Source organism: Seonamhaeicola sp. ABD4_340 (assembly GCF_056312135.1).
Genome location: NZ_CM149981.1, coordinates 2184229 through 2205574, shown reverse-complemented (window position 1 = coordinate 2205574; position 21346 = coordinate 2184229). Strand labels below are relative to the sequence as shown.

Genomic DNA, 21346 nt, shown 5'->3' with positions numbered 1-21346 from the left:
TAGAATGATTACTGTTGCAATTAATGGTTTTGGTAGAATTGGCAGGCGTGTTTTTAGACTTCTTCAAAACCATAACACTATAAAAGTTGTTGCTATAAATGATTTGGCCGATGCTAAAACGCTTAGTCATTTATTAAAATACGATAGTATTCATGGTATTTTTAATGGCACAATTACTTATGATGAAAATGGAATAATTGTAAATAACACGCATATTCCGCTTTTATCTGAAAAACATCCAAAAAACATAAATTGGCTACCGTACAATGTAGATTTTGTAATTGAATCTACTGGTAAATTTAAAACAAAATTAGATTTACAACATCATATCTCTAACGGTGCAAAAAAAGTTATATTAAGTGTTCCGCCGCTAGAAGACGATATTAAAACCATTGTTTTAGGCGTAAATGATCAATCAATTGATGGTAGCGAAACCATAGTATCAAACGCATCATGCACCACAAACAATGCTGCACCTATGATTGATATTGTAAATAATTTATGTGGCATTGACCAAGCCTACATAACTACAGTACATTCATACACAACAGACCAAAGTTTGCATGACCAACCACACCGTGATTTAAGGCGCTCACGTGCTGCTGCTCAATCAATAGTGCCTACAACAACGGGTGCAGCCAAAGCTTTAACAAAAATTTTCCCAACGCTATCTAGCGTTATTGGCGGTTGTGGCATACGCGTACCTGTTATTAATGGCTCATTAACAGATATTACGTTTAATGTAAAAAGAACCGTTACTATAAACGACATAAATAATGCCTTTAAAGAAGCCGCTAACACAAACTATAAAGAAATTTTAGAATATACCGAAGACCCAATAGTTTCCATAGATATTATTGGCAATACCCATTCTTGTATTTTTGATGCTCAAATGACATCAGTAATAGGTAATATGGTAAAAATAATAGGTTGGTATGACAATGAAAGTGGCTATTCTAAAAGAATTATAGATTTAATTTGCAATTTATCGGAAAAAATGTGTTCTTTATCGATAAAATAATTATATTTGTCATTATATAATGAAATGAAATGTCCCAACTTAAGCATTATACTCTCGTATTATTAATGTTAACAAGTGTTTTCGGGTGGTCTCAAATAAGTATTGATGAAGACCCAGAACTTGCACAAAATAGCATTAATCACCATATTGAACAAGCTAATAACCATTTAGAAACGTTCAATTATCGCGAGGCACAAAAAAATTTAGATGAAGCCCTTAATCTTGCTGAAAAACACAAGAACAAAAAAAGTATTGGGGTTATTTATACCATAATTGGCAAACTACAATTAATTATAGAAGAACAAGATAATGCCATAAAATCTTTAACAGAAGCTATAAGAGTACATAGAGAAAATAAAGATGATGCCAATTTAGCTGAAGCCTACCAAGCACTTGCCGAAGTTTACATTAGTAAAAATGATTATAACCAAGCTACAGATTATTTCAAATCTGCTAAAAATTTATTTGAACAAGAAGATGATGAAATTGGCGTTGCCCAAACTTTACTCTTAGAAGGCAAAACCTATATTACTTTAAAAAATTACAGTAAAGCCCGTGCTTTAATTGAGCAGTCTACAGCTATTGCAAAAAAAACAAATACACCTAAAATCTTAAGTGAAGGTCTTGTAAATCACGCTATTGTTTACAGTAAATTAGGCGATAACCAAAAAGCATTACAGTTAGCAAACGAAGGTTTGCAAATTGCAAAACACTACAATTACACTTCAATTTTAAATGATGCATATTTAACATTAAGTAATTTACACAATACTGTTGGTAATTATAAATTAAGTAGAAACTATTTAAATAACCACCTTGTACTTTCAGATTCTATTAGAAATTTAACACGCTTAAGCTCAACAAAAGTACAAGAAGCCCAGTTTCTTTTGAATGAAAAAAATGATAGAATTAAAGAACTAGAGGCGCAAGCAATTGAAGAAGAAGAAGATGATGGTGTTAGAACTCTAATATCTATTTTAAGTGTTGCATTAATTACTATTTTATCACTTTTAACCTTGTCTTTATACAAAAACAATAACATAAGGTTAAAAACAAATAATATGCTTCATAAAAAAAATGGAGAACTTATTATTGCTAAAGAAAGAGCTGAATTAGCATCAAGAACCAAAGCTAATTTCCTATCAACAGTTACACATGAGTTACGTACACCACTCTATGCTGTAACTGGTTTAAGTAACATGCTTTTAGAAGAAAACCCAAAGCCAGAGCAAATTCAGCATTTAAAATCGTTAAAATTTTCAGGAGATTATCTGTTAACTTTCATTAATGATATTCTTCAAATTAATAAAATTGAAGCCAATAAAGTAGAGCTTGAAACAGAGCCTTTCAACCTAAAGAAAAAAATAAACAATATTATTTTAGCACTTAACAATTCGGCCGAGGATAATAACGTACAAGTGCACTTTGAGTTTGATAAAAACTTACCTGAAAACTTTATTGCAGACCAAATTAAAATATCGCAAATACTTATTAACCTTATTGGTAACTCAATAAAATTCACTAAAGATGGTGATATTTGGATAAGGGTTTACCAAATGGAAGTAAAAGACAAAATGTACACTCTTAGGTTTGAAGTTGAAGATAATGGTATTGGTATTAGCCAAGAAAAACAAGACAATATGTTTGAAAGCTTTAACCAAGGCTCTATTCAAATAAACCGTAAATATGGTGGTACAGGCTTAGGCTTATCTATTGTTAAAGGTTTAATTGATATTTTAAAAGGTGAAATTCATGTGAAAAGTGAGTTAGGTGAAGGCACAACATTTTTCTTTGATATTCCTTTAGAATACACTGAAGTTAAAGAAGAAGAGGAAGAAAAACAATCATTCTTTGAAAAGAAAAAAGAAAAATTAGACCTTACAAAGGTTAAAATTTTAGTGGTTGAAGACAACAAAATAAACCAAATGATCACTAAAAAAATACTTACCAAAATGTCTTTAAATTGTGATATTGTTGATAATGGCGAAGATGCTGTAGACATGATTAAAGCCAACAATTACAACATAATTTTAATGGATATACACATGCCAGGAATTAGCGGTATTGAGGCTACAAAAATAGTACGCACATTTGATAAAGAACTTACCATATTTGCCCTTACAGCGGTTACTATTGAAGATAAAATGCAAGAATTTGAAGATGCAGGCTTTACAGATATAATTCCTAAACCATTTAAGCAAGAAGAGTTTGAGAAAAAACTATTTAATGCTTTAGCTGCTAAACAAGAAAACACCTCGGCTACTGCTTCTTAATATAATTTTCAACTAAATTATTAAACGTATTAGCATCATTTAAAGTTATTGTAATTGGTAAATAAAACAATTTATCTTTTAAAATTTCATATTGTTTTAAACGCATAAAATCTTTTTCTGTAGTAATAATTACGGTTTCTTTATTTAAATTTTCAACATCACTTTTTGTAAAATCATAATGATCTTTAAAGTTTAAGTGCTTAAATTTCAATCCCTTCTTATTTAAAAAACTCACTAAAGGTGTAGCGTTTGCTATACCTGTAACCAAAGTAAACTGCTCAAAACTGTCAAGATATTTACTAGTTTTCGCAGTGTATACTGAATTGGCATAGTCAATACTACTAAAAAATACGCTTTGGTAAGGTTTGGGCTTTATTTTATTTAAATACTGCCTTTTATTTGCTTCTGTTAAATTTTCTGGGCTTTTAGTTACAATAATAATATTTGCCCTTTTAGCACCACTTTTAGGCTCGCGTAAATTACCCGTTGGTAAAACAATGTCATTAAAATACGGATTAGCATAGGTGGTTAACAAAATATTAAAACCCGCTTTAACTTTTCTATGCTGAAAAGCATCATCTAGCAAAATAACTTCAGGCTTATTTTTATGAAGTAATAAATTTTTAATACCATTATTTCGGTTAGCATCAACCGCCACCAAAACATCGTCTTTGTATTTATGGTAAAACTGAAAAGGTTCATCTCCAATAGTTTCGGCATTACTTGTACAGTCTGCCAAAACAAAACCTTTTGTTTTTCGTTTGTAACCTCTGCTCAATGTGGCTACTGTATAATGGTTTTTCAAAATAGAAATTAAATACTCTATCATTGGGGTTTTACCAGTGCCACCAACACTTAAATTTCCAACGCAAATAATAGGATTAGTATATGCAGTTGATGTTTTTACACCAAAATCATAAAGCTTATTTCTAAGCCAAGTAATTACATAGTAAACAGGCACAATGGGTAATAAAATGTATCTCACTATTTTCATGTAACGGTATTCAATATTAAAATAATTGTGCTTTGCAACATAACAAGGCTGTTAACTTTGGCGAATTGCTTTATAAAGGCAAAGTAAATATTTTATATTTGTTTAAAAATGAAATCATGCAAATATTATGATTATTCAAGATGTAATTAACCATTTAGAAGCACTTGCTCCACTAACTTACGCTGAAGATTTTGATAACGTAGGCCTGTTAGTTGGCAATAAAAATGAAAAACTAACAGGAGTTTTAGTAACGTTAGATACTTTAGAAACCGTTGTTGATGAAGCCATTGCAAAAAATTGCAACTTAATAGTTAGCTTTCACCCAATTATTTTTAAAGGACTAAAAAAAATAACCGGTAAAACATACGTAGAACGTGTTGTTTTAAAAGCCATACAAAGTAATATAGCCATTTACGCAATACACACTGCTCTTGATAATGCCTTGCATGGCGTTAATGATGCAATATGTAACAAAATTGGTTTAATTAATAAAAAAATACTTATTCCACAACCTCAAACCATAAAAAAACTAACTACTTATGTGCCTAAAAATGAAGCCAACACTTTAAGAAATGCCTTATTTAGTGCTGGTGCTGGTAGTATTGGTAATTACAGCAATTGTAGTTTTAATACAGAAGGTTATGGCACTTACAAAGCCAATGAAAACGCAAACCCAACCATTGGTACAATTGGTAAAACACATACTGAAAACGAAACTAAAATATCTGTAATTTTTGCTAAACACCAAGAAAATCAAGTTGTAAAAGCTCTTAAAAGCGCACATAGCTATGAAGAAATAGCCTATGAAATTATAACAATTGAAAACAAAAACCAACATATAGGTATGGGTATGATTGGAGAGTTTAAAACACCAATGCCTGAAGAAGCATTTTTTAAGCACCTAAAAAAAACCATGAACACCGGCTTTATAAGGCATTCACAATTTTTAAATAAACCTATAAAAAAAGTTGCGGTTTTAGGTGGTTCGGGTAGTTTTGCAATTAACGCTGCAAAAGCTCAGGGTGCAGATGTTTTTGTAACTGCAGATTTAAAGTATCACGACTTTTTTACTGCCGAAAATAGCATTTTATTAGCCGATATTGGACATTATGAAAGCGAACAGTTCACAAAAAACCTTTTAGTAACGTATCTTACAAAAAAAATTACTAATTTTGCAGTCGTTTTATCAAACACCAATACCAATCCTGTTAAGTATTTTTAAAGTATGGCTAAAAAGAAAGAAGTAACTGTAGAAGAGCGTTTAAGAGCTTTATACGATTTACAATTAATTGATTCTCGTATTGACGAAATTAGAAATGTACGAGGTGAACTTCCGTTAGAAGTTCGTGATTTGGAAGATGAAGTAGCTGGCCTAAACATAAGATTAGAGAAACTTGTTGCTAGTTTAGAAGTAATAGATAATGATATTACCTCAAAAAAGAATTTAATTGAAGAATCTAAAGCTTTAATTAAAAAGTACTCAGAGCAACAAAAAAATGTTAGAAATAACAGAGAATACAACTCTTTAACCAAAGAAGTTGAATTTCAAGAATTAGAAATTCAGTTAGCTGAAAAACACATAAAAGAATTTAAAGCGCAAATTGAGCAGAAAAAAGAAGTTATTTCTGAAACTAAAGAGCGTTTAAAAGAACGTGAATCTCATTTAAAACACAAAAAAGGTGAATTAAATGATATTTTAGCTGAAACTGAAAAAGAAGAGCAAGCTTTAATTGAAAAATCTGCTAATTACAAAGAGCAAATTGATGAGCGTTTAGTAGCTGCTTATGATAGAATTAGAGGCAGTGTAAAAAACGGGTTAGCTGTTGTACCAATTGAAAGAGGTGCCTCTGGCGGGTCTTTCTTTACAATTCCACCACAAGTACAGGTTGAAATTGCTTCAAGAAAAAAAGTAATTACAGATGAACACAGTGGTAGAATTTTAGTGGATGCTGTTTTAGCCGAAGAGCAAAAAGAAAAAATGGAAAAGTTATTTGCTAAACTATAATCCATTTTAAAAATATAATTAAAAAGGCCTTCACTTACAGTGGAGGCTTTTTATTTTTACCAAAATTAATATTAAGGTTTTGTATTTTTATACGTCTTAATAAATAAAATTTCTATGAAAAATATAATAACACTTTTAATTTTATCGCTACTATTTAGTTGTCAAAATACTGCACAAACAAAAAAGCAACAAGAAAACATCACTAATGCAAAACCCATTGAAGTACCTTTAAAAAATGGTTTGGCTAAAGCCTATTTTGCAAGTGGCTGTTTTTGGTGCGTAGAGGTCGTTTATGAAAGTGTAAAGGGCGTTGAAGAATCTATTTCTGGGTATTCTGGCGGACACACAAAAAACCCAACCTATGAAGCAAGTAATACAGGACGTACAGGACACGCCGAAGCTGTTGAAATAATTTACAACCCAAATATAGTAAGCTTTGAAACCTTAGTTGATGTATATTTTGCTTCACAAAACGTAACGCAAGTAAACGGACAAGGCCCTGATAAAGGTTCGCAATACCGTTCTATTATTTTTTATCAAAATGAGGAACAAAAACAAATTATTTTAAAGAAAAAGGAAGCTTTAGCCAAAAAGTTAAATACCAAAATTGCAGCCGAAGTGTATCCGTTTCAAAAATTTTGGATTGCTGAAGATTATCATCAAAACTATGAACGCTTACACCCTAACCATCCTTATATCAAAAACGTTTCAATTCCAAGATTGAATAAGTTTAAGGCTAAATTTCCGAAAGAATTATTAAAAGAAGAAGCTCATTAAAATTTTGTTGCAAAATAAGAAGTATCTTCAAACTAGTTTTTGATTAAATCTGCCAACTCTTTTTCTGTGTAAACACCATCTTTTGGTATTAGCTTACGTAAACTTTTTAAATCATCTATTGTTATTTTTTCATATGCACCCGCAAAGGCACTTTTTAAATATTTAATGAGATTTAAAATATCTGCATCAGAAAAATCAGGATTATTTGCCAAACCTGGCATGGTAATATTTAAATCATATAGCTTACCATTTACATGTACAGGTCCTGTTAAACCATGAAGTAACACCAAAGCCAATCGTTTTTCTGAAGCTTCGGTTATATAATCTGAATTCATTAATGGCGGTGCTAAACTTTCAATGCCATCACCATCAATACCATGACAAGTTGCGCATATGTTTTTGTAAATGGTATAACCCTCTGTTCTAGAATCTGTAAAGGTTTTTCTTCTGGTATAAATAGCATTTTGTTTTTTCTTTGCCCTATTTCCAACCACTTTATTTAACATATCGTTTAAAACTGGCGCAGTTTCTTTATTACGTTTATAGGCTAAATATTCTACTTCAGCACCACTTAACCCGTTTATTAAAGCTTCGTGGTATACTGTATTGCTTTTATATTTTGAAGCTAAACTATTAACTAAAGGAAAGAATATCTCGGGTTTTAGTTGCATCCAATTTTTTAAAGAACTTAACACATATAAATCAATTTCAGGATTATTTTTTGATATTAAATTTTGAAGTGTTTCTATATACTCTGACATATATTCTTCAGAATAAAATTCTTTTAGTAAAACCAATGCATGACAAGTGGTTTGTACACCACTAGTTTTCAAAATACTATTTAAATAATTAAAATTCAAGGCGTTTAAACCATTTAAAGTATGCAATATATGAATGTTTGTTGTTTCATTTTTACTGTTTTTTAATAAGGTTTTTAACAACGGTATTGCGGTTTTATCGTGCTTATAAATTAAAATATGTTGCGCTCTGTCTCTTAACCAACCATTATTACTGCTTAATAAATCAACCAATGCTTTAGTATTTAAATCATTTAAATTAACAGCTAGTTTATTGCTTGTATTTTCTGTTGACACCTTTAAAATACGCCCCATTCCAATAATAGTATCTAATTGCTTTTTTGCAAGTAATTGTTTTAAATAAGGCGTCATAAAAGCTTTATCTTGTATAATACCACGGTGCATATCTACAATATACAAATTGCCATCGGGCCCATTATTGAGATTTACTGGCCTAAAACCTTCATCGGTAGATGCTAAAAAATCTTCACCTTCTATAGCTTGTTTTGCTATAACTTTATCTGCTTCAAAAGTTAAAATATTGCGCTTAACAATATTAGCTTCGGGAGCGCATACAAAGGCATTTTGTTGATATTCATTAGAAAATTGATTGCCTCTATAAATTAATGGGCCACAGGCAGATGTTACGTTTAACAATAAACTATCTGCATTTAAAACACCTTTAACATAGCCACGGTTTACAGCAGTAGGATGCAGCGGATAAACTCTTTGTGTTGGTGTTAACGTATTGTTTAAACCTGCTTGAGGTTTGTAATATATATTTTCTGTTAATGTGTTTGGCAACACATAATCACCTAAAAGTTGAACAGAATTTGTGTTATAATACAGCCTACCAAAATTATCTTTTGAAATACCCCATTGCCCTCTAAAGGCTGTTGGTTTTTTTATCCATTTGTTATTTTTGCGTTGGTATTTAAAATGTGATTTTGCGTTGTAAATCCAATTATCAACATGCAATAATAAACCGTTGGGTTGGTGCTCTACATTTCCGCCATCAGAATACAGAGAATCTACTAAAACTCTATTTTTAGGGGTATCATTTTCAATATCAACAAACCATAAGTTTGGTGGTTCAGCATATAAAAGTCCGCCATAAACATGCGCAATAGCTCTTGGTAAAACTAAGCTATCTAAAAAAACTTTAGCGTGGTCTGTAACACCATCATTATCTAAATCTTCTAAAATAGAAATGGTTCCGTTTGGCAGCTCATCACCTGTGCCGTTAAGGTTTTGCATGTAGCCTTTCATTTCTACAACCCACATACGGCCTTTATTATCAAAATCCATAGCTACGGGCGCTTCAATAAATGGTTCTGTGGCTACTGCTTGTAATTTAAATCCGTTTTCAATTTTATAATTATCAAGAGATATTTTGGGTTCATCAAACGTTTTTGGTTTGCATGAATATGCCAATAAAACTATTGCTACACTGTAAAACGCTATTTTTAAAACGCTATTTAATAAATCAATCAATTTCATAAAAAAACATTGTCACTCTTAAACTCAAGTAACATTTAACTTTAAATTTTAATGCAATTTCTTATTTTTTTTAAGGTATTAAGGATACTAATAAACACTATTGTAGCATAAATGTTTTTTGAAATATTAAATACATATACTAATGCTATACTTTTGTTGCTTTTAGTTCAAAAATAAGCGGATAAAGTTTGTGTTCAGCCTCAAACATACCAGAGTTGGTTTCTTTTAAATTTGGTAATATGTTATACGGGCTTTCATAATGTTCATTTAAATAGTTAATATGTAAACCTACATTGGTTAATGCTGTAATTACCTGGCCTAAACCATGATTCCAACAATATTCTTTGCTAATCATTTTTGAATTTTCATTAGCATAAGTGCCTTGGTATTCTTCATAAATAACCTCATTTTGCATATAACCGTATTTCATAATTGGCTTATCTTTTAAATAATCAAACATCCAAACTATGGGATGAAATTCAACCATATAAAACACACCGCCTTTATTTAATTTTTCGGCAATCATTTGCGCCCAAGGATTTAAATTTGGTAACCACCCAATAACACCATAGCTTGTAAAAACAACATCAAAAGTATCTTTTACAAATGCCGAAGTTTCTAAAACATTACAGCACACAAATTTTGCGTTAAGCTGTAATTCATCATTTAATTTTTTAGCAAGTTTTATGCCTTCATCACTTAAATCAATGCCTGTACATTTGGCTCCTAACCTGCTCCAACTTAAAGTATCTTGCCCAAAATGACATTGTAAATGAAGTAGTGTTTTTCCTTTTACATTTCCTAAAGCTTTCAATTCATAAGGCATTAATGAAGATTTTCCGTTTATAAAAGCTTCCAAATTATACATATCACTTTTAGAATGCACTTTAACCTTTTCATTCCATGTGTTTTTGTTTGTATTAAAATAATCTTGATTTATACTCATAACTAAACCTTATCTTTGCCAAAACTTTAAAAATATGAAAAAAAGTATATTCATTTTAAGCATAATCACTCTTTTTGTTGCCTGCAAACAAAAGGAAAACAAAACTGTTGAAACAAACACATTATCTACTGCTGAAAAAATTGCTCACGCTCATGGTTTTGAAAAATGGGATGCTGTAAAAGAAATTCAATTTAAATTTGGTAAAAATCGTCTTTGGAATTGGAACCCTAAAACTGATGATGTTAAACTAACCACAAATACTGATACCATTAATTACAACCGAAAATCTATGGACAGTATTGCTAAAAAAGCAGACCGCGCTTTTATAAATGACAAATTTTGGTTGTTAATACCGTTTCAATTAGTTTGGGATACATCTGCTACCATTTCAAAACCTATTGAAACTACTGCTCCAATTAGTAAGGTTGCCATGAATAAAATAACAATTACATATTCAAATGAAGGTGGCTACACACCTGGTGATGCCTATGATATTTTTTATGACAAAAATTTTATTATTAAAGAATGGGTTTTTAGAAAAGGAAATGCGCCTGAACCGTCACTAACCAATACATTTGAAAACCTTCAAGATTTTAACGGCATAAAAATAGCTACAGATCACACAAAAATTGATGGAACACCTATTGTAAAACTTTCAGAAATAAATATTACTTACAACTAAAAAAAAAATAACATTTACTTGTAAGGAAAACATCTAAACACAGACTAAATACGTAATTTAAGTATAAATAATTTTCCGCATTTGCGTCTATATATATTAAAAGCGCTTCAATCAATGGTTGAAGCGCTTTTCCTTTTTTATAATTTCTTTTTACTTAAAATTAGTAATTAAAATGATTAAAATAATTGTTTCTAAAAACCTCATTTAATTCTTATTTTTGTTAGAAACCCATAAAATTCTTCAAATTGTCTGCATTCAAACTAAGATTAAATTTTGCTTTAGAATTAGATAAAAACGATGCCTTAGCGCCTTATAGAAATAAGTTTCATATTCCTGAAGATACCAACGGAAACCCACTTATTTACATGACAGGAAACTCATTAGGTTTGCAACCTAAAACCACGCAAGCATACATAAACCAGGAGCTAAAAGATTGGGCCACATTAGGTGTTGAAGGCCATTTTGAAGCAAAAAACCCATGGCTGCCATACCATGAGTTTTTAACAAAAAGTATGGCTAATATAGTTGGTGCTAAACCTATTGAAGTAGTAGTAATGAATACTTTAACCACCAACCTACATTTAATGATGGTATCATTTTACCAACCTACAAAAAAACGTTATAAAATTTTAATTGAAAGTGATGCTTTCCCATCTGATAAATATGCTGTAGAATCGCAATTACGTCATCATGGTTTTAATCACAAAGAAGGCCTTATACTTTGGAAACCCAGACAAAATGAAGAATTACTACGTTACGAAGATTTAGAGGCCATTTTAGCAGAACAAGGTGATGAAATTGCCCTAATAATGATTGGTAGCGTTAACTATTACACCGGCCAATACTTTGATTTAAAACGCATTACAAAACTTGGTCACAAATATGGCTGTAATGTAGGTTTTGATTGCGCTCACGGCGCCGGAAATGTTGCTTTAAACTTGCACGATTCTGGTGCAGATTTTGCCGTTTGGTGCACCTACAAATACTTAAATTCTGGCCCCGGAAGTTTAGCTGGTTGTTTTGTTCATGAAAGGCATGCACACAATAAAAACTTAAACCGATTTACAGGTTGGTGGAGCCATAATAAACAAACCCGTTTTACCATGCGCGATGAGTTTGACCAACTACCAGGTGCCGAGGGTTGGCAACTTAGTAATCCGCCAATTTTATCAATGGCAGCTATAAAAGCATCATTAGATATGTTTCAAAATGTTGGTTTTGATAAGCTATTAGAAAAATCACAAAAACTAACCGCTTATTTTGAGTTTTTACTTAAAAATTTAGGTGAAGATGTTATACGCATTATAACCCCTAAAAACCCAAATGAACGGGGTTGTCAACTTTCAATTCAAGTAAAAAATGCTGATAAATCATTACATAAAAAACTAACACAAGCAGGTGTAATTAGTGATTGGAGAGAACCTGATGTTATACGCTGTGCACCAGTACCTCTGTATAATTCATTTCAAGATGTTTACAAATTAGTAGAAAAACTAAAAGCCATTTTAAGTTAATTCAGCGTAAAAAACATGAAAGAAAAGCAACAAAATATACTTATAATTGGCGCAGGCCTTTGCGGTTCTTTACTAGCACTTCGTCTTGCTCAAAGAGGTTATAATGTAACCGTTTTTGAAAAAAGACCCGATTTACGCAAAGTAGATATCAGTGCAGGTCGTTCCATAAACTTAGCCTTTTCTAACCGTGGTAACAAAGCCATGAAATTAGTAGGCTTAGAAGAAAAAGTAAAACAACTTTGCATACCCATGCATGGTAGAATGATACATGATAATAAGGGCAACACTTTCCAGTCTAACTACAGTGGTAGAACCCATGAATACATCAATTCTATTTCACGCGGAGATTTAAATGCTTTATTATTAAATGAAGCCGAAAAACATAAAAACGTTACTATACATTTCAATAAAAAATGTCTTTCGGTAAATTTTGAAAAAACCACTGCCCTATTTAAAGATTACAAAACTAAAGCTGAATTTATTGAAGATGCCGATGTTATAATTGGTACAGATGGCGCTGGTTCTTCATTACGAAAAAGCTACTATTTAGGTAAAAAGTTTCTTTTTAGTTTCTCACAAGAATATTTAACTCATGGTTATAAAGAATTGAGCATTTTACCAGAAGCCAATGGCAAATATAAACTAAATAAAAACGCATTACATATTTGGCCTCGTGGTAGTTTTATGCTTATTGCATTGCCTAATTTAGATGGCAGTTTTACAGTAACACTGTTTTTAAGTTATGCTGAAGGCACATATAATTTCAACAACTTAAATACTGATGAAAAAGTATTAGAATTTTTTAAAAAAGAATTCCCAGATGCACTCAAACATATGCCTAATTTGTTAAATGATTTTAATAACAACCCAACCGCAGCCCTTGGCACCATAAAATGCTCACCTTGGCATTACAAAGGCAACACCCTATTAATGGGAGATGCTGCACATGCTATTGTACCTTTTTACGGGCAAGGCATGAATGCTAGTTTTGAAGATGTTGTTGTTTTTGATAGTATTTTAGATAAGAATTTAGGCAATTGGGAAGCCACGTTTAAAGCCTATGAAAAAGCGCGAAAAAAAGATACCGATGCCATAGCAGATTTAGCTATTGATAATTTTTATGAAATGCGAGACCACGTAGCTAATCCTATTTTTAAAGATAAACGTAAAATAGAAATGGCTTTAGAAAAAACATTTCCACAAGCTTATGCTTCAAAATATAGCTTGGTAACATTTAATGAAACCATTGGTTACAATGAAGCAATGCAAAAAGGGCGCGCGCAAGACAAAGCTATTTTAAATTTACTCTCAAACAAATCTATTTCACCTCAAGACAATTTAAAATCTGTTTTAGAAAAAGTAGAACACGAAACTCAAAATATTTTAAACGAAGATAAAATTGCAGGCTTAACATAAAACCACAATGAACTTAAATATAAATAACAAACACGCTCTTGTTTGCGGCAGCACACAAGGTATAGGTAAAGCAACTGCTATAGCGCTTGCTAATGAAGGTGTACGCATAACATTAATTGCACGAAATGAAGAAAAACTTAAAGCTGTTTTAAAAGAATTACCGCAACAACGAAGCCATGATTACATTGTTGCAGATTTTGAAAATCCGGAAATTTTACAACACAAAATAACTAGTTATATAAACAACAACCAAGGGTTTCATATATTAGTAAATAACACAGGCGGCCCAAAAAGTGGTGATATTTTAAGCGCTAGTTTAACTGAATTTGAAAAAGCCTTCAACATGCACGTTAAATGCAACCAAGTGTTAGCGCAAGCTATTATTCCTTTTATGAAAACTGAAGGTTTTGGCAGAATTGTAAATATTATTTCAACCTCTGTTAAAGAACCCATTCCCATGTTAGGTGTTAGTAACACCATTAGAGGTGCTGTTGGTAATTGGAGCAAAACACTGTCTATTGAAGTGGCTGCTTTTGGTATTACAGTTAATAACGTTTTACCTGGTTTTACTGAAACTGAAAGACTTTACGACATTATAAAAACCAAAGCTAACATTGAAAATAAATCACCCGAAGCAATGGCAGAAATAATGAAAAACTACACACCTGCAAAACACTTTGCAAAGCCCTAAGAAGTTGCTAGCGCCGTAGTATTTTTAGCTAGTGAAAATGCTGCTTACATTAACGGAATTAACATTCCTGTTGATGGTGGAAGAACAAAAAGTTTGTAACTTTAAAAAGACATAATAAGCGTGTTAATATATTAAAATAACGCTTTTAAAACTTACAATATGAGCAAAAGTAAATTAGTAAAACCCATAAATTTTAAAGCTTGGATTGATGAAAACAGACACCTTTTAAAACCACCAGTTGGTAATAAATGTGTTTGGAAAGATGGCGAATACATAGTTATGGTTGTGGGCGGCCCAAACAACCGTAAAGATTATCATTACAATGAAACACCCGAGTTTTTCTATCAAGTTGAAGGCAATATGGTGCTCAAAATTATTAATAATGATGGTAAACCCGAAGATGTACACATAAACGAAGGCGATATTTATTTACTACCTGCAAAAGTACCACACTCACCCCAACGTAAGGCCAATACTGTTGGTTTGGTTATTGAATATCCGCGTTCAAAAAAAATGAAAGATGCTTTAGAGTGGTATTGTGAAAACTGCGGAAACTTATTATACCGTAAAAAGTTTAAATTAGATGATATTGAAGTTGATATGCCTGTAATTTTTGATAAATTTTATAGCAGCGAAAACAAACGCACTTGTAATAATTGCGGAACAGTCATGGAGCCTCCTAAAAAAATAGTTTCTGAATAAAACAGATTCTATTAGCTTAATTTTTGTAAACACAAGCCACAATGACACAGCGTAAACTTAGAATTAACGGACATTCACACTTACTTCCTTACCCCGAAGAAATACCAGATTACATGCGCGAAAAAGGTATTTTTTGGGTTGATAAAGACAAAAAATTCATGTTGCAAAAGGGCTGGAAAAGGCCGGTAACAGATTCTAGTTTTTTTCTGCATGAAAAGTTAGATTGGATGGCACGCAATAAAATAGACCATGCCGTTGTACTTAACTTATCTCAACTATACGGCAATGGTTTACGCGTTGAAGAAATGAAAAAAGCTTTACGCTTTCAAAATGATTTTAATGCTAGAATTCAGCATGATCACCCTAGTAAATTCACCTGTGGCTTTGTAGTTCATCCAGGTTTTTTGCGTAGTGCCTGTTGGGAAATTGAGCGTTGTGTTGAACAATTAGGTTTACGTTTACTATGTTTACCAACCCATTACATGGATACCATTGGTACATGGCGTTGTATTTATGATGAAGAAAACGAACCTATTTTTGAACTTGCCAACAAATACAATTTAGCAGTAGAAATTCACCCATATGACGGTGAAAAGTTTATAAATTTAGAAAATACCGCATGGCGTTTTCACCTTATTTGGATGCTGGCCCAATGCGCCGATGCTTATCACTTTTTAACCCTTAACGGCTACCAAGAAAAATACCCAAATATGCGTACTTGTTTTGCTCACGGCAGCCAATTATCACAAATAAATTTAGGCAGGCGCATTCAAGGTTTTGATGGCAGACCAGATTTGTTTGAAGGCAAACAACACCCAAGAAAAGCCGTTGGCCATAAAAACATATTTTTTGATACACTTGTGCACGATACAGGTGGTTTAGAATTACTTATACGTAACCACGGCAGTAAACAGGTTGTAATGGGGCTAGATGACCCATATCCGCTTGGTGAAATGGAAAGCCACAAACAATCATCATATCCTGGTAAAATATTAGATTTAGCTATGGAACGTAATATTTTAAATCAAAATGAATATGATGCCATCTGGCAAGACAATGTTTTACAATGGTTATTTGGAAATGATGAAACAGAAAAAGAAAAACTTATTAATAGAATATTAAACTAATGCACTTTTTACCAGAAGCCTTAGACAATTATGTAGTTGCACACTCTGAAAATGAGCCAGAATTACTACAACAATTACATAGAGAAACATATCAAAAAATATTGCAACCACGTATGCTTAGTGGGCATTACCAAGGGCGGGTGTTAAGTATGATTTCTAAACTTATAAACCCTGTAAATATTTTGGAAATTGGCACCTATACTGGTTATTCTGCGTTATGTTTAGCTGAAGGCATGCAAAAAAATGGTGTTTTACATACTATTGATGTTAATGAAGAACTTGTTGATTTTCAGCGTAAATACTTTGACAAATCGGGTTATGGAAACCAAATTATACAACATTTAGGTAATGCTTTAAACATTATTCCTGAGTTGGATGTTATGTTTGATTTAGTTTTTATTGATGCTGATAAGGATAACTACCCTAATTATTACAATATTATTGTTGACAAATTGAATAGTGGCGGTGTTATTTTATCTGATAATGTGCTTTGGAGCGGAAAGGTAATTGAAACCTTAGATGCTAAAGATACATCAACAAAAGCGTTATTAGAGTATAACAAATTATTAAAAGAAGATACTAGATTAGAAACTGTTATTTTACCTATTAGAGATGGCCTAACTATAAGTAGATTACTAAAATCATAACTAGTACTCACAAGACAAAAAACAAACAATATCTATTAACTGTGTAAAGTAATCTTTATTTATTTATTACTTTTTCTTTAAACCATTAGGGTTGTGATAATAAGTTTTATGTTTTAAATTAAATTTGCAAAGCCTAAAACTATTATGATGGGTTATTTATTAATAGCAATACTCACTCAAATCATTATTATATTCCTCCTTTTTAATAAGGACATTTTAAAAAAAAGTAACGAACGGTACATTTGGTTTATACTTGCCATTACCTTTACTGTTATTACTTTAAAATTTGTATTTTTATCATTAAACAAAAATACGCTTTACCAAATGTACTCTCCAGCAATAAGCATTGCAATTGCTCCTTTGCTATATTTTTACGTTAAAAATGAACTAACTAACACTACGAGTTTTAACTTTAAACATATTTTACATTTCACACCAACAATTTTTCTTACTATAGCTTTTATTATAGTTGGTATTTTTATGTATTTTTTCAACAATTATAGTTATGTACAACCCTATAAAAAAAGCTATAATATTGTTTTTTTCACTTCATTTTTAATATATCACCCTCTATGTTTTTATTTAATTTATACATCGGTTAAAAACAATAACAAAACATTAAAATGGTTAATTGTTCCATTATTTTTTTGGGTTACAGGTAATATTTGTGGTTTTTTAAACAAAGCTTTCAAGTTAATAGACATTAACTTTTTCATGATTTTTAACTTAATTGGATTCATTTATTTTCTAATTATTTTTCTTAAAATAAAATATCAAGCTAAGATTAGTGAAGCTGTTAAAACTAATACAAAAAAACCAAAAATAGCTAAATATGAAAAATCATCTTTAAAAACACAAGACTCCAGTAACATTTTAAATGTTTTGCAAACTCATATGAAAACTAAAAAACCATTTTTAGACAGTGAGTTTTCTCTTAGCAAGCTTTCTAAACAAGTTAATATTTCTAAACATCATATAACCGAAATTTTAAATACTTCACTTCAAAAAAACTTCTTTTTGTTTGTTAATGAATATAAAATTGAAGAAGCAAAAAAAATTATGAAAGAAAACAGTAAAGAGAAACTCCAAAATATAGCATACTTTTCTGGGTTCAATTCAAAAACAACTTTCATAAAATATTTTAAACAAATAGAAGGAATTACACCTTCTGAATATCGTAAACAGATAAAATAACTTCTTTAAAAAAGGTTTTTTTTAGCATTTACACACTAATAACCTTAACTTAACAAAGATCAAACACCTGTTATTTAGATACTTATGGGTTCATCCCACTTATACACTACTTTTCATGGTTCGAATTACTTAGGCTGAACTCCCAAACTTTTTTTCTATGCTTTATTTGCATAAAAATTAAATTAATTCAATTATAAAATGAAAACAAAATTACTTAACAAGTTATCATTACTATTTTTTATTTTGGTAACAGGTCAATTTGCTTTTGCTCAAAATAGTACTGTTACAGGAACTATTGTTGACAACATTGGCGGACTTCCAGGAGCTTCAGTTTATATTAAAAACACGCAACTTGGAACAACTACAGATTTTGATGGAAATTTCACATTAAATAATATCTCTTCAGGAGATGTTATTATGATTATTTCCTATGTAGGTTATGAAACATTAGAGAAACCTTTAACAATTGAAAGTGGTACAACACTAAATTTAGGTACAATCTCTCTTACAGAATCTTTAAACACGCTTGATCAAGTAGTAGTAAAAGGTACTTACTACCCATCACAGGTAAGAGCGCTTAATATCAAGAAAAACGGTTTAGCTATTACCGAAGTTTTAGCTGCCGATGCCATTGGTAAATTACCAGACCGTAATGCTGCCGAAGCTGTACAACGTATGCAAGGCGTATCTATTGAAAGAGATATGGGAGAAGGACGCAGAGTGGTAGTTAGAGGTGCGCCAACACACTGGACATCTACACTTCTTAACGGCAATCGCTTACCTAGTGCCGGTGGAGCAAGTGATGAACGTTACACGCAATTAGATGTATTTCCTTCAGAATTAATTCAATATGTGCAACTTAATAAAGCATTAACACCAGACACCGATGGTGATGCTATTGGTGGAGCTTTAAACTTCATTACCAAATCTGCGCCTTTAAAACGTACAATTAGCGCTACTGTTGCTGGCGGTTATAATACCAGAGCAGACGATCCTTCGTACAACGCATCTTTGGTTTATGGAGACAGAATTGGAGAGAAGTTTGGCTTTATTGCTTCTGGTGTTATTTGGGACAGACAAGCAGGTATAGACCGTTACCAAGTGGATTATGATTTTACAAACGAAGACGAAACGCAAGCATTTGCCATTAACACCTTACAATTAAGAGATTATTTAGCTAGACGTAGAACGGCTGGTTTTAATCTTGGTATGGATTATGAAATTAATGATAATAGCAAAATCTTTTTTAAAGGTTTATACTCTCAATATTTAGACCAACAAGACGTAAGAGAAACGTATTTTAATTTTTACAACAATAACATACAATATCAGGCAAGACATGCCGATTATGTTACCGATTTAGCGTCTATACAATTAGGTGGAGAATTTAAATTAAGTGACAAATTAAATTTAGATGTTTTAGGGCAATATTCTAACTCAAAATTTAAATTAGACTCACCAGATAACTTACCAGAAAGTGAAAGAGGTTACCCAATTGTAAACTTTGTACAGCAAATGAATTACGAAGGGTTGTCATCTGATGGTTTAAAATACTTAGCCATGGATTCACCAAATGGCGTGGGAGGTTCTATCGATAATATTACACCTAATTTAACTTCAGATATTGATCCAAATCAAACCATTTTAAATCAAGTTATTCTTTCAAGCCTTAAAAAAGATGAAACTCAATACGTCGGTAAATTCGATTTTAATTACAATGCAAACAATAAATTAGATGTAAAATTTGGTAGTAAATTTGCTTTATTAGATAGAGATTATAATAGTTACAACCTTGTAAAAATGCAGGCTGCCTTATTAGGCGTACCAAACTCTCCAGACATTGTAACTTTAAGTCAGTTAGATACACAAAAAGCACCATTCGATGGTTCGTTTATAAACGAAATTGGAGATGTTTATGATGTTGTAAACTACAAAACCGTAACAAACAATCAAATTGATGCAATGTTTTCTGATGAATTTGCAGAAGAACACGGTTTAATGACTTTGGTAGATAAAGATAGCCCATCAAACGCAGCCTTATCATATACAGCTAAAGAAACCGTCTATTCTGGTTATGCTATGGCTACTTACAAACTAAGTGACAAAGTAGAATTAATTGGAGGTATTAGAAACGAAGCTAACCATATTGAATTTACAGGTAAAAGAGTAACTACCAGTGACGACGGAACTACTATTGAAGATGTTACAGTAAGTAAAGACTACAATGCCTTTTTACCAATGGTACATTTAAAAACTAAATTTTCTGATAAAACAATATTAAGAACCGCAGTAACCAGAACCTATGCAAGACCAACTTTTAATCGCTTAAATCCTGGTACTCAAATTAACACCTTTAATCGTACCATTACAGAAGGTAATACGCAGCTAGACCCTACATTTTCAACAAACTTTGATGCCATGTTCGAGTTTTATCCAGCCGGTGTTGGTTTAATTTCTGCAGGTGCCTATTACAAAAATCTTTCAAATTATATTTATGACGACCAAAGTATTGTTCAATATAACAACGAAAACTATGTACTTTCTAGACCAGATAACTTAGATAGCGCTTGGTTATGGGGAATTGAATTAGGTATTGTAAAGCGTTTTGAAAATGCAGAAAACTTTCTTAAAAATATTGGTATAGAATTAAACTACTCGTATATCGATTCTGAAGTTGAAATTCCAACTTTTACAGCAGGCGAACAAACAGGAAGCTACAAAACGTCTTTACCTGAACAAGCTAGCCATATTGGAAATGCCATTCTAGTTTTTGAAAACGATAAGTTAATGCTTAGAGCAGCAGGTAATTTAAAAGGTAAATACTTAAACCAAATTCGTACCATAGCTGGTCCTGAGCACTACCGTTGGTTCGACGATAACTTTACTGTAGACTTTTCTGGAGCTTACAACATCAACAATAATTTAAGAGCCTTTATTGAAGTAAACAATATTACTAATGCACCAAACCGCTATTATCATGGTGATTCAAATAGACCAGAACAAGCAGGTTGGTCTGGAATTAGAGGACAAATAGGATTAAGTTACACATTAAGATAAAAC

General features: G+C 31.6%; 16 protein-coding genes and 1 pseudogene. 14 read left to right on the top strand and 3 right to left on the bottom strand.

The window, feature by feature from the left end; translation table 11 throughout:
• Positions 1 to 4: 4 nt before the first annotated feature.
• Positions 5 to 1021, top strand: coding sequence for a type I glyceraldehyde-3-phosphate dehydrogenase (gap, locus tag ACYX4H_RS09475; protein WP_476236020.1), 1017 nt, complete (start codon positions 5 to 7; stop codon positions 1019 to 1021).
• Between the two features lie 65 nt (positions 1022 to 1086).
• A complete protein-coding gene (locus ACYX4H_RS09470; RefSeq protein WP_475294284.1) occupies positions 1087 to 3294 on the top strand; it encodes an ATP-binding protein in 2208 nt (735 codons plus the stop codon).
• Here the strand turns inward: ACYX4H_RS09470 and lpxK are convergent.
• Positions 3281 to 4288, bottom strand: a complete 1008-nt coding sequence (lpxK, locus tag ACYX4H_RS09465) for a tetraacyldisaccharide 4'-kinase (RefSeq protein ID WP_476236019.1) — start codon at positions 4286 to 4288, stop codon at positions 3281 to 3283. The genes ACYX4H_RS09470 and lpxK overlap by 14 nt on opposite strands.
• 127 nt (positions 4289 to 4415) lie before the next feature.
• Here lpxK and ACYX4H_RS09460 point away from each other — a divergent pair, with 127 nt between their 5' ends.
• The 3 genes from ACYX4H_RS09460 to msrA all read left to right on the top strand — a co-directional run bounded on the left by ACYX4H_RS09460 (position 4416) and on the right by msrA (position 7070).
• Positions 4416 to 5510, top strand: coding sequence for a Nif3-like dinuclear metal center hexameric protein (locus ACYX4H_RS09460; protein ID WP_476236018.1), 1095 nt, complete (start codon positions 4416 to 4418; stop codon positions 5508 to 5510).
• Positions 5511 to 5513: 3 nt separating this feature from the next.
• Complete coding sequence (locus ACYX4H_RS09455; RefSeq protein ID WP_475294287.1) at positions 5514 to 6293, top strand: zinc ribbon domain-containing protein; 780 nt, start codon at positions 5514 to 5516, stop codon at positions 6291 to 6293.
• A 114-nt stretch (positions 6294 to 6407) separates the two neighbouring features.
• On the top strand, positions 6408 to 7070 hold the full coding sequence (msrA, locus tag ACYX4H_RS09450) for a peptide-methionine (S)-S-oxide reductase MsrA (RefSeq protein ID WP_476236017.1): 663 nt from the start codon (positions 6408 to 6410) through the stop codon (positions 7068 to 7070).
• 32 nt (positions 7071 to 7102) lie between these two features.
• On the opposite strand, the gene ACYX4H_RS09445 is transcribed toward msrA, so the two are convergent.
• Both ACYX4H_RS09445 and ACYX4H_RS09440 read right to left on the bottom strand, forming a co-directional pair.
• Complete coding sequence (locus ACYX4H_RS09445; protein WP_476236016.1) at positions 7103 to 9367, bottom strand: DUF7133 domain-containing protein; 2265 nt, start codon at positions 9365 to 9367, stop codon at positions 7103 to 7105.
• A 145-nt stretch (positions 9368 to 9512) separates the two neighbouring features.
• Positions 9513 to 10313 carry a class I SAM-dependent methyltransferase gene (locus ACYX4H_RS09440; protein WP_476236015.1) on the bottom strand — a complete coding sequence of 267 codons (801 nt, stop codon included), beginning with the start codon at positions 10311 to 10313 and terminating at the stop codon, positions 9513 to 9515.
• A gap of 34 nt (positions 10314 to 10347) precedes the next feature.
• Between ACYX4H_RS09440 and ACYX4H_RS09435 the strand changes: the two genes are divergently transcribed.
• From ACYX4H_RS09435 to ACYX4H_RS09395, 9 genes and pseudogenes are all read left to right on the top strand, one after another.
• The gene (locus ACYX4H_RS09435) at positions 10348 to 10995 is read left to right on the top strand and encodes a hypothetical protein (protein ID WP_476236014.1); all 648 of its coding nucleotides are present in this window, start codon (positions 10348 to 10350) and stop codon (positions 10993 to 10995) included.
• Between the two features lie 245 nt (positions 10996 to 11240).
• Positions 11241 to 12509: a kynureninase gene (gene kynU / locus ACYX4H_RS09430; RefSeq protein ID WP_476236013.1), complete on the top strand. Its 1269-nt coding sequence runs from the start codon at positions 11241 to 11243 to the stop codon at positions 12507 to 12509.
• Positions 12510 to 12524: 15 nt separating this feature from the next.
• Positions 12525 to 13925, top strand: coding sequence for an FAD-dependent oxidoreductase (locus tag ACYX4H_RS09425; RefSeq protein WP_476236012.1), 1401 nt, complete (start codon positions 12525 to 12527; stop codon positions 13923 to 13925).
• A gap of 7 nt (positions 13926 to 13932) precedes the next feature.
• A pseudogene (locus ACYX4H_RS09420) lies at positions 13933 to 14715 on the top strand (SDR family oxidoreductase).
• Positions 14716 to 14775: 60 nt separating this feature from the next.
• Entirely contained in the window at positions 14776 to 15318 is a 543-nt protein-coding gene (locus tag ACYX4H_RS09415; protein ID WP_476236011.1) for a 3-hydroxyanthranilate 3,4-dioxygenase, read from the top strand.
• A gap of 41 nt (positions 15319 to 15359) precedes the next feature.
• Complete coding sequence (locus ACYX4H_RS09410; protein ID WP_476236010.1) at positions 15360 to 16445, top strand: amidohydrolase family protein; 1086 nt, start codon at positions 15360 to 15362, stop codon at positions 16443 to 16445.
• The gene (locus ACYX4H_RS09405) at positions 16445 to 17092 is read left to right on the top strand and encodes an O-methyltransferase (protein WP_476236009.1); all 648 of its coding nucleotides are present in this window, start codon (positions 16445 to 16447) and stop codon (positions 17090 to 17092) included. The genes ACYX4H_RS09410 and ACYX4H_RS09405 overlap by 1 nt, the downstream gene beginning before the upstream one ends.
• A gap of 714 nt (positions 17093 to 17806) precedes the next feature.
• Positions 17807 to 18286 (top strand): helix-turn-helix domain-containing protein, encoded by a 480-nt coding sequence (locus ACYX4H_RS09400; RefSeq protein ID WP_476236008.1) that lies wholly within the window; start codon positions 17807 to 17809, stop codon positions 18284 to 18286.
• Between the two features lie 198 nt (positions 18287 to 18484).
• Complete coding sequence (locus tag ACYX4H_RS09395) at positions 18485 to 21343, top strand: TonB-dependent receptor (RefSeq protein ID WP_476236007.1); 2859 nt, start codon at positions 18485 to 18487, stop codon at positions 21341 to 21343.
• Positions 21344 to 21346 lie beyond the last annotated feature (3 nt).

Bases quoted from the DNA above. Each gene is read 5' to 3' on its own strand.
- gap (WP_476236020.1), top strand. From the start codon at position 5: ATGATTACTGTTGCAATTAATGGTTTTGGTAGAATTGGCAGGCGTGTT.
- ACYX4H_RS09470 (WP_475294284.1), top strand. From the start codon at position 1,087: ATGTTAACAAGTGTTTTCGGGTGGTCTCAAATAAGTATTGATGAAGAC.
- lpxK (WP_476236019.1), bottom strand. From the start codon at position 4,288: ATGAAAATAGTGAGATACATTTTATTACCCATTGTGCCTGTTTACTAT.
- ACYX4H_RS09460 (WP_476236018.1), top strand. From the start codon at position 4,416: ATGATTATTCAAGATGTAATTAACCATTTAGAAGCACTTGCTCCACTA.
- ACYX4H_RS09455 (WP_475294287.1), top strand. From the start codon at position 5,514: ATGGCTAAAAAGAAAGAAGTAACTGTAGAAGAGCGTTTAAGAGCTTTA.
- msrA (WP_476236017.1), top strand. From the start codon at position 6,408: ATGAAAAATATAATAACACTTTTAATTTTATCGCTACTATTTAGTTGT.
- ACYX4H_RS09445 (WP_476236016.1), bottom strand. From the start codon at position 9,367: ATGAAATTGATTGATTTATTAAATAGCGTTTTAAAAATAGCGTTTTAC.
- ACYX4H_RS09440 (WP_476236015.1), bottom strand. From the start codon at position 10,313: ATGAGTATAAATCAAGATTATTTTAATACAAACAAAAACACATGGAAT.
- ACYX4H_RS09435 (WP_476236014.1), top strand. From the start codon at position 10,348: ATGAAAAAAAGTATATTCATTTTAAGCATAATCACTCTTTTTGTTGCC.
- ACYX4H_RS09425 (WP_476236012.1), top strand. From the start codon at position 12,525: ATGAAAGAAAAGCAACAAAATATACTTATAATTGGCGCAGGCCTTTGC.
- ACYX4H_RS09415 (WP_476236011.1), top strand. From the start codon at position 14,776: ATGAGCAAAAGTAAATTAGTAAAACCCATAAATTTTAAAGCTTGGATT.
- ACYX4H_RS09410 (WP_476236010.1), top strand. From the start codon at position 15,360: ATGACACAGCGTAAACTTAGAATTAACGGACATTCACACTTACTTCCT.
- ACYX4H_RS09405 (WP_476236009.1), top strand. From the start codon at position 16,445: ATGCACTTTTTACCAGAAGCCTTAGACAATTATGTAGTTGCACACTCT.
- ACYX4H_RS09400 (WP_476236008.1), top strand. From the start codon at position 17,807: ATGATTTTTAACTTAATTGGATTCATTTATTTTCTAATTATTTTTCTT.
- ACYX4H_RS09395 (WP_476236007.1), top strand. From the start codon at position 18,485: ATGAAAACAAAATTACTTAACAAGTTATCATTACTATTTTTTATTTTG.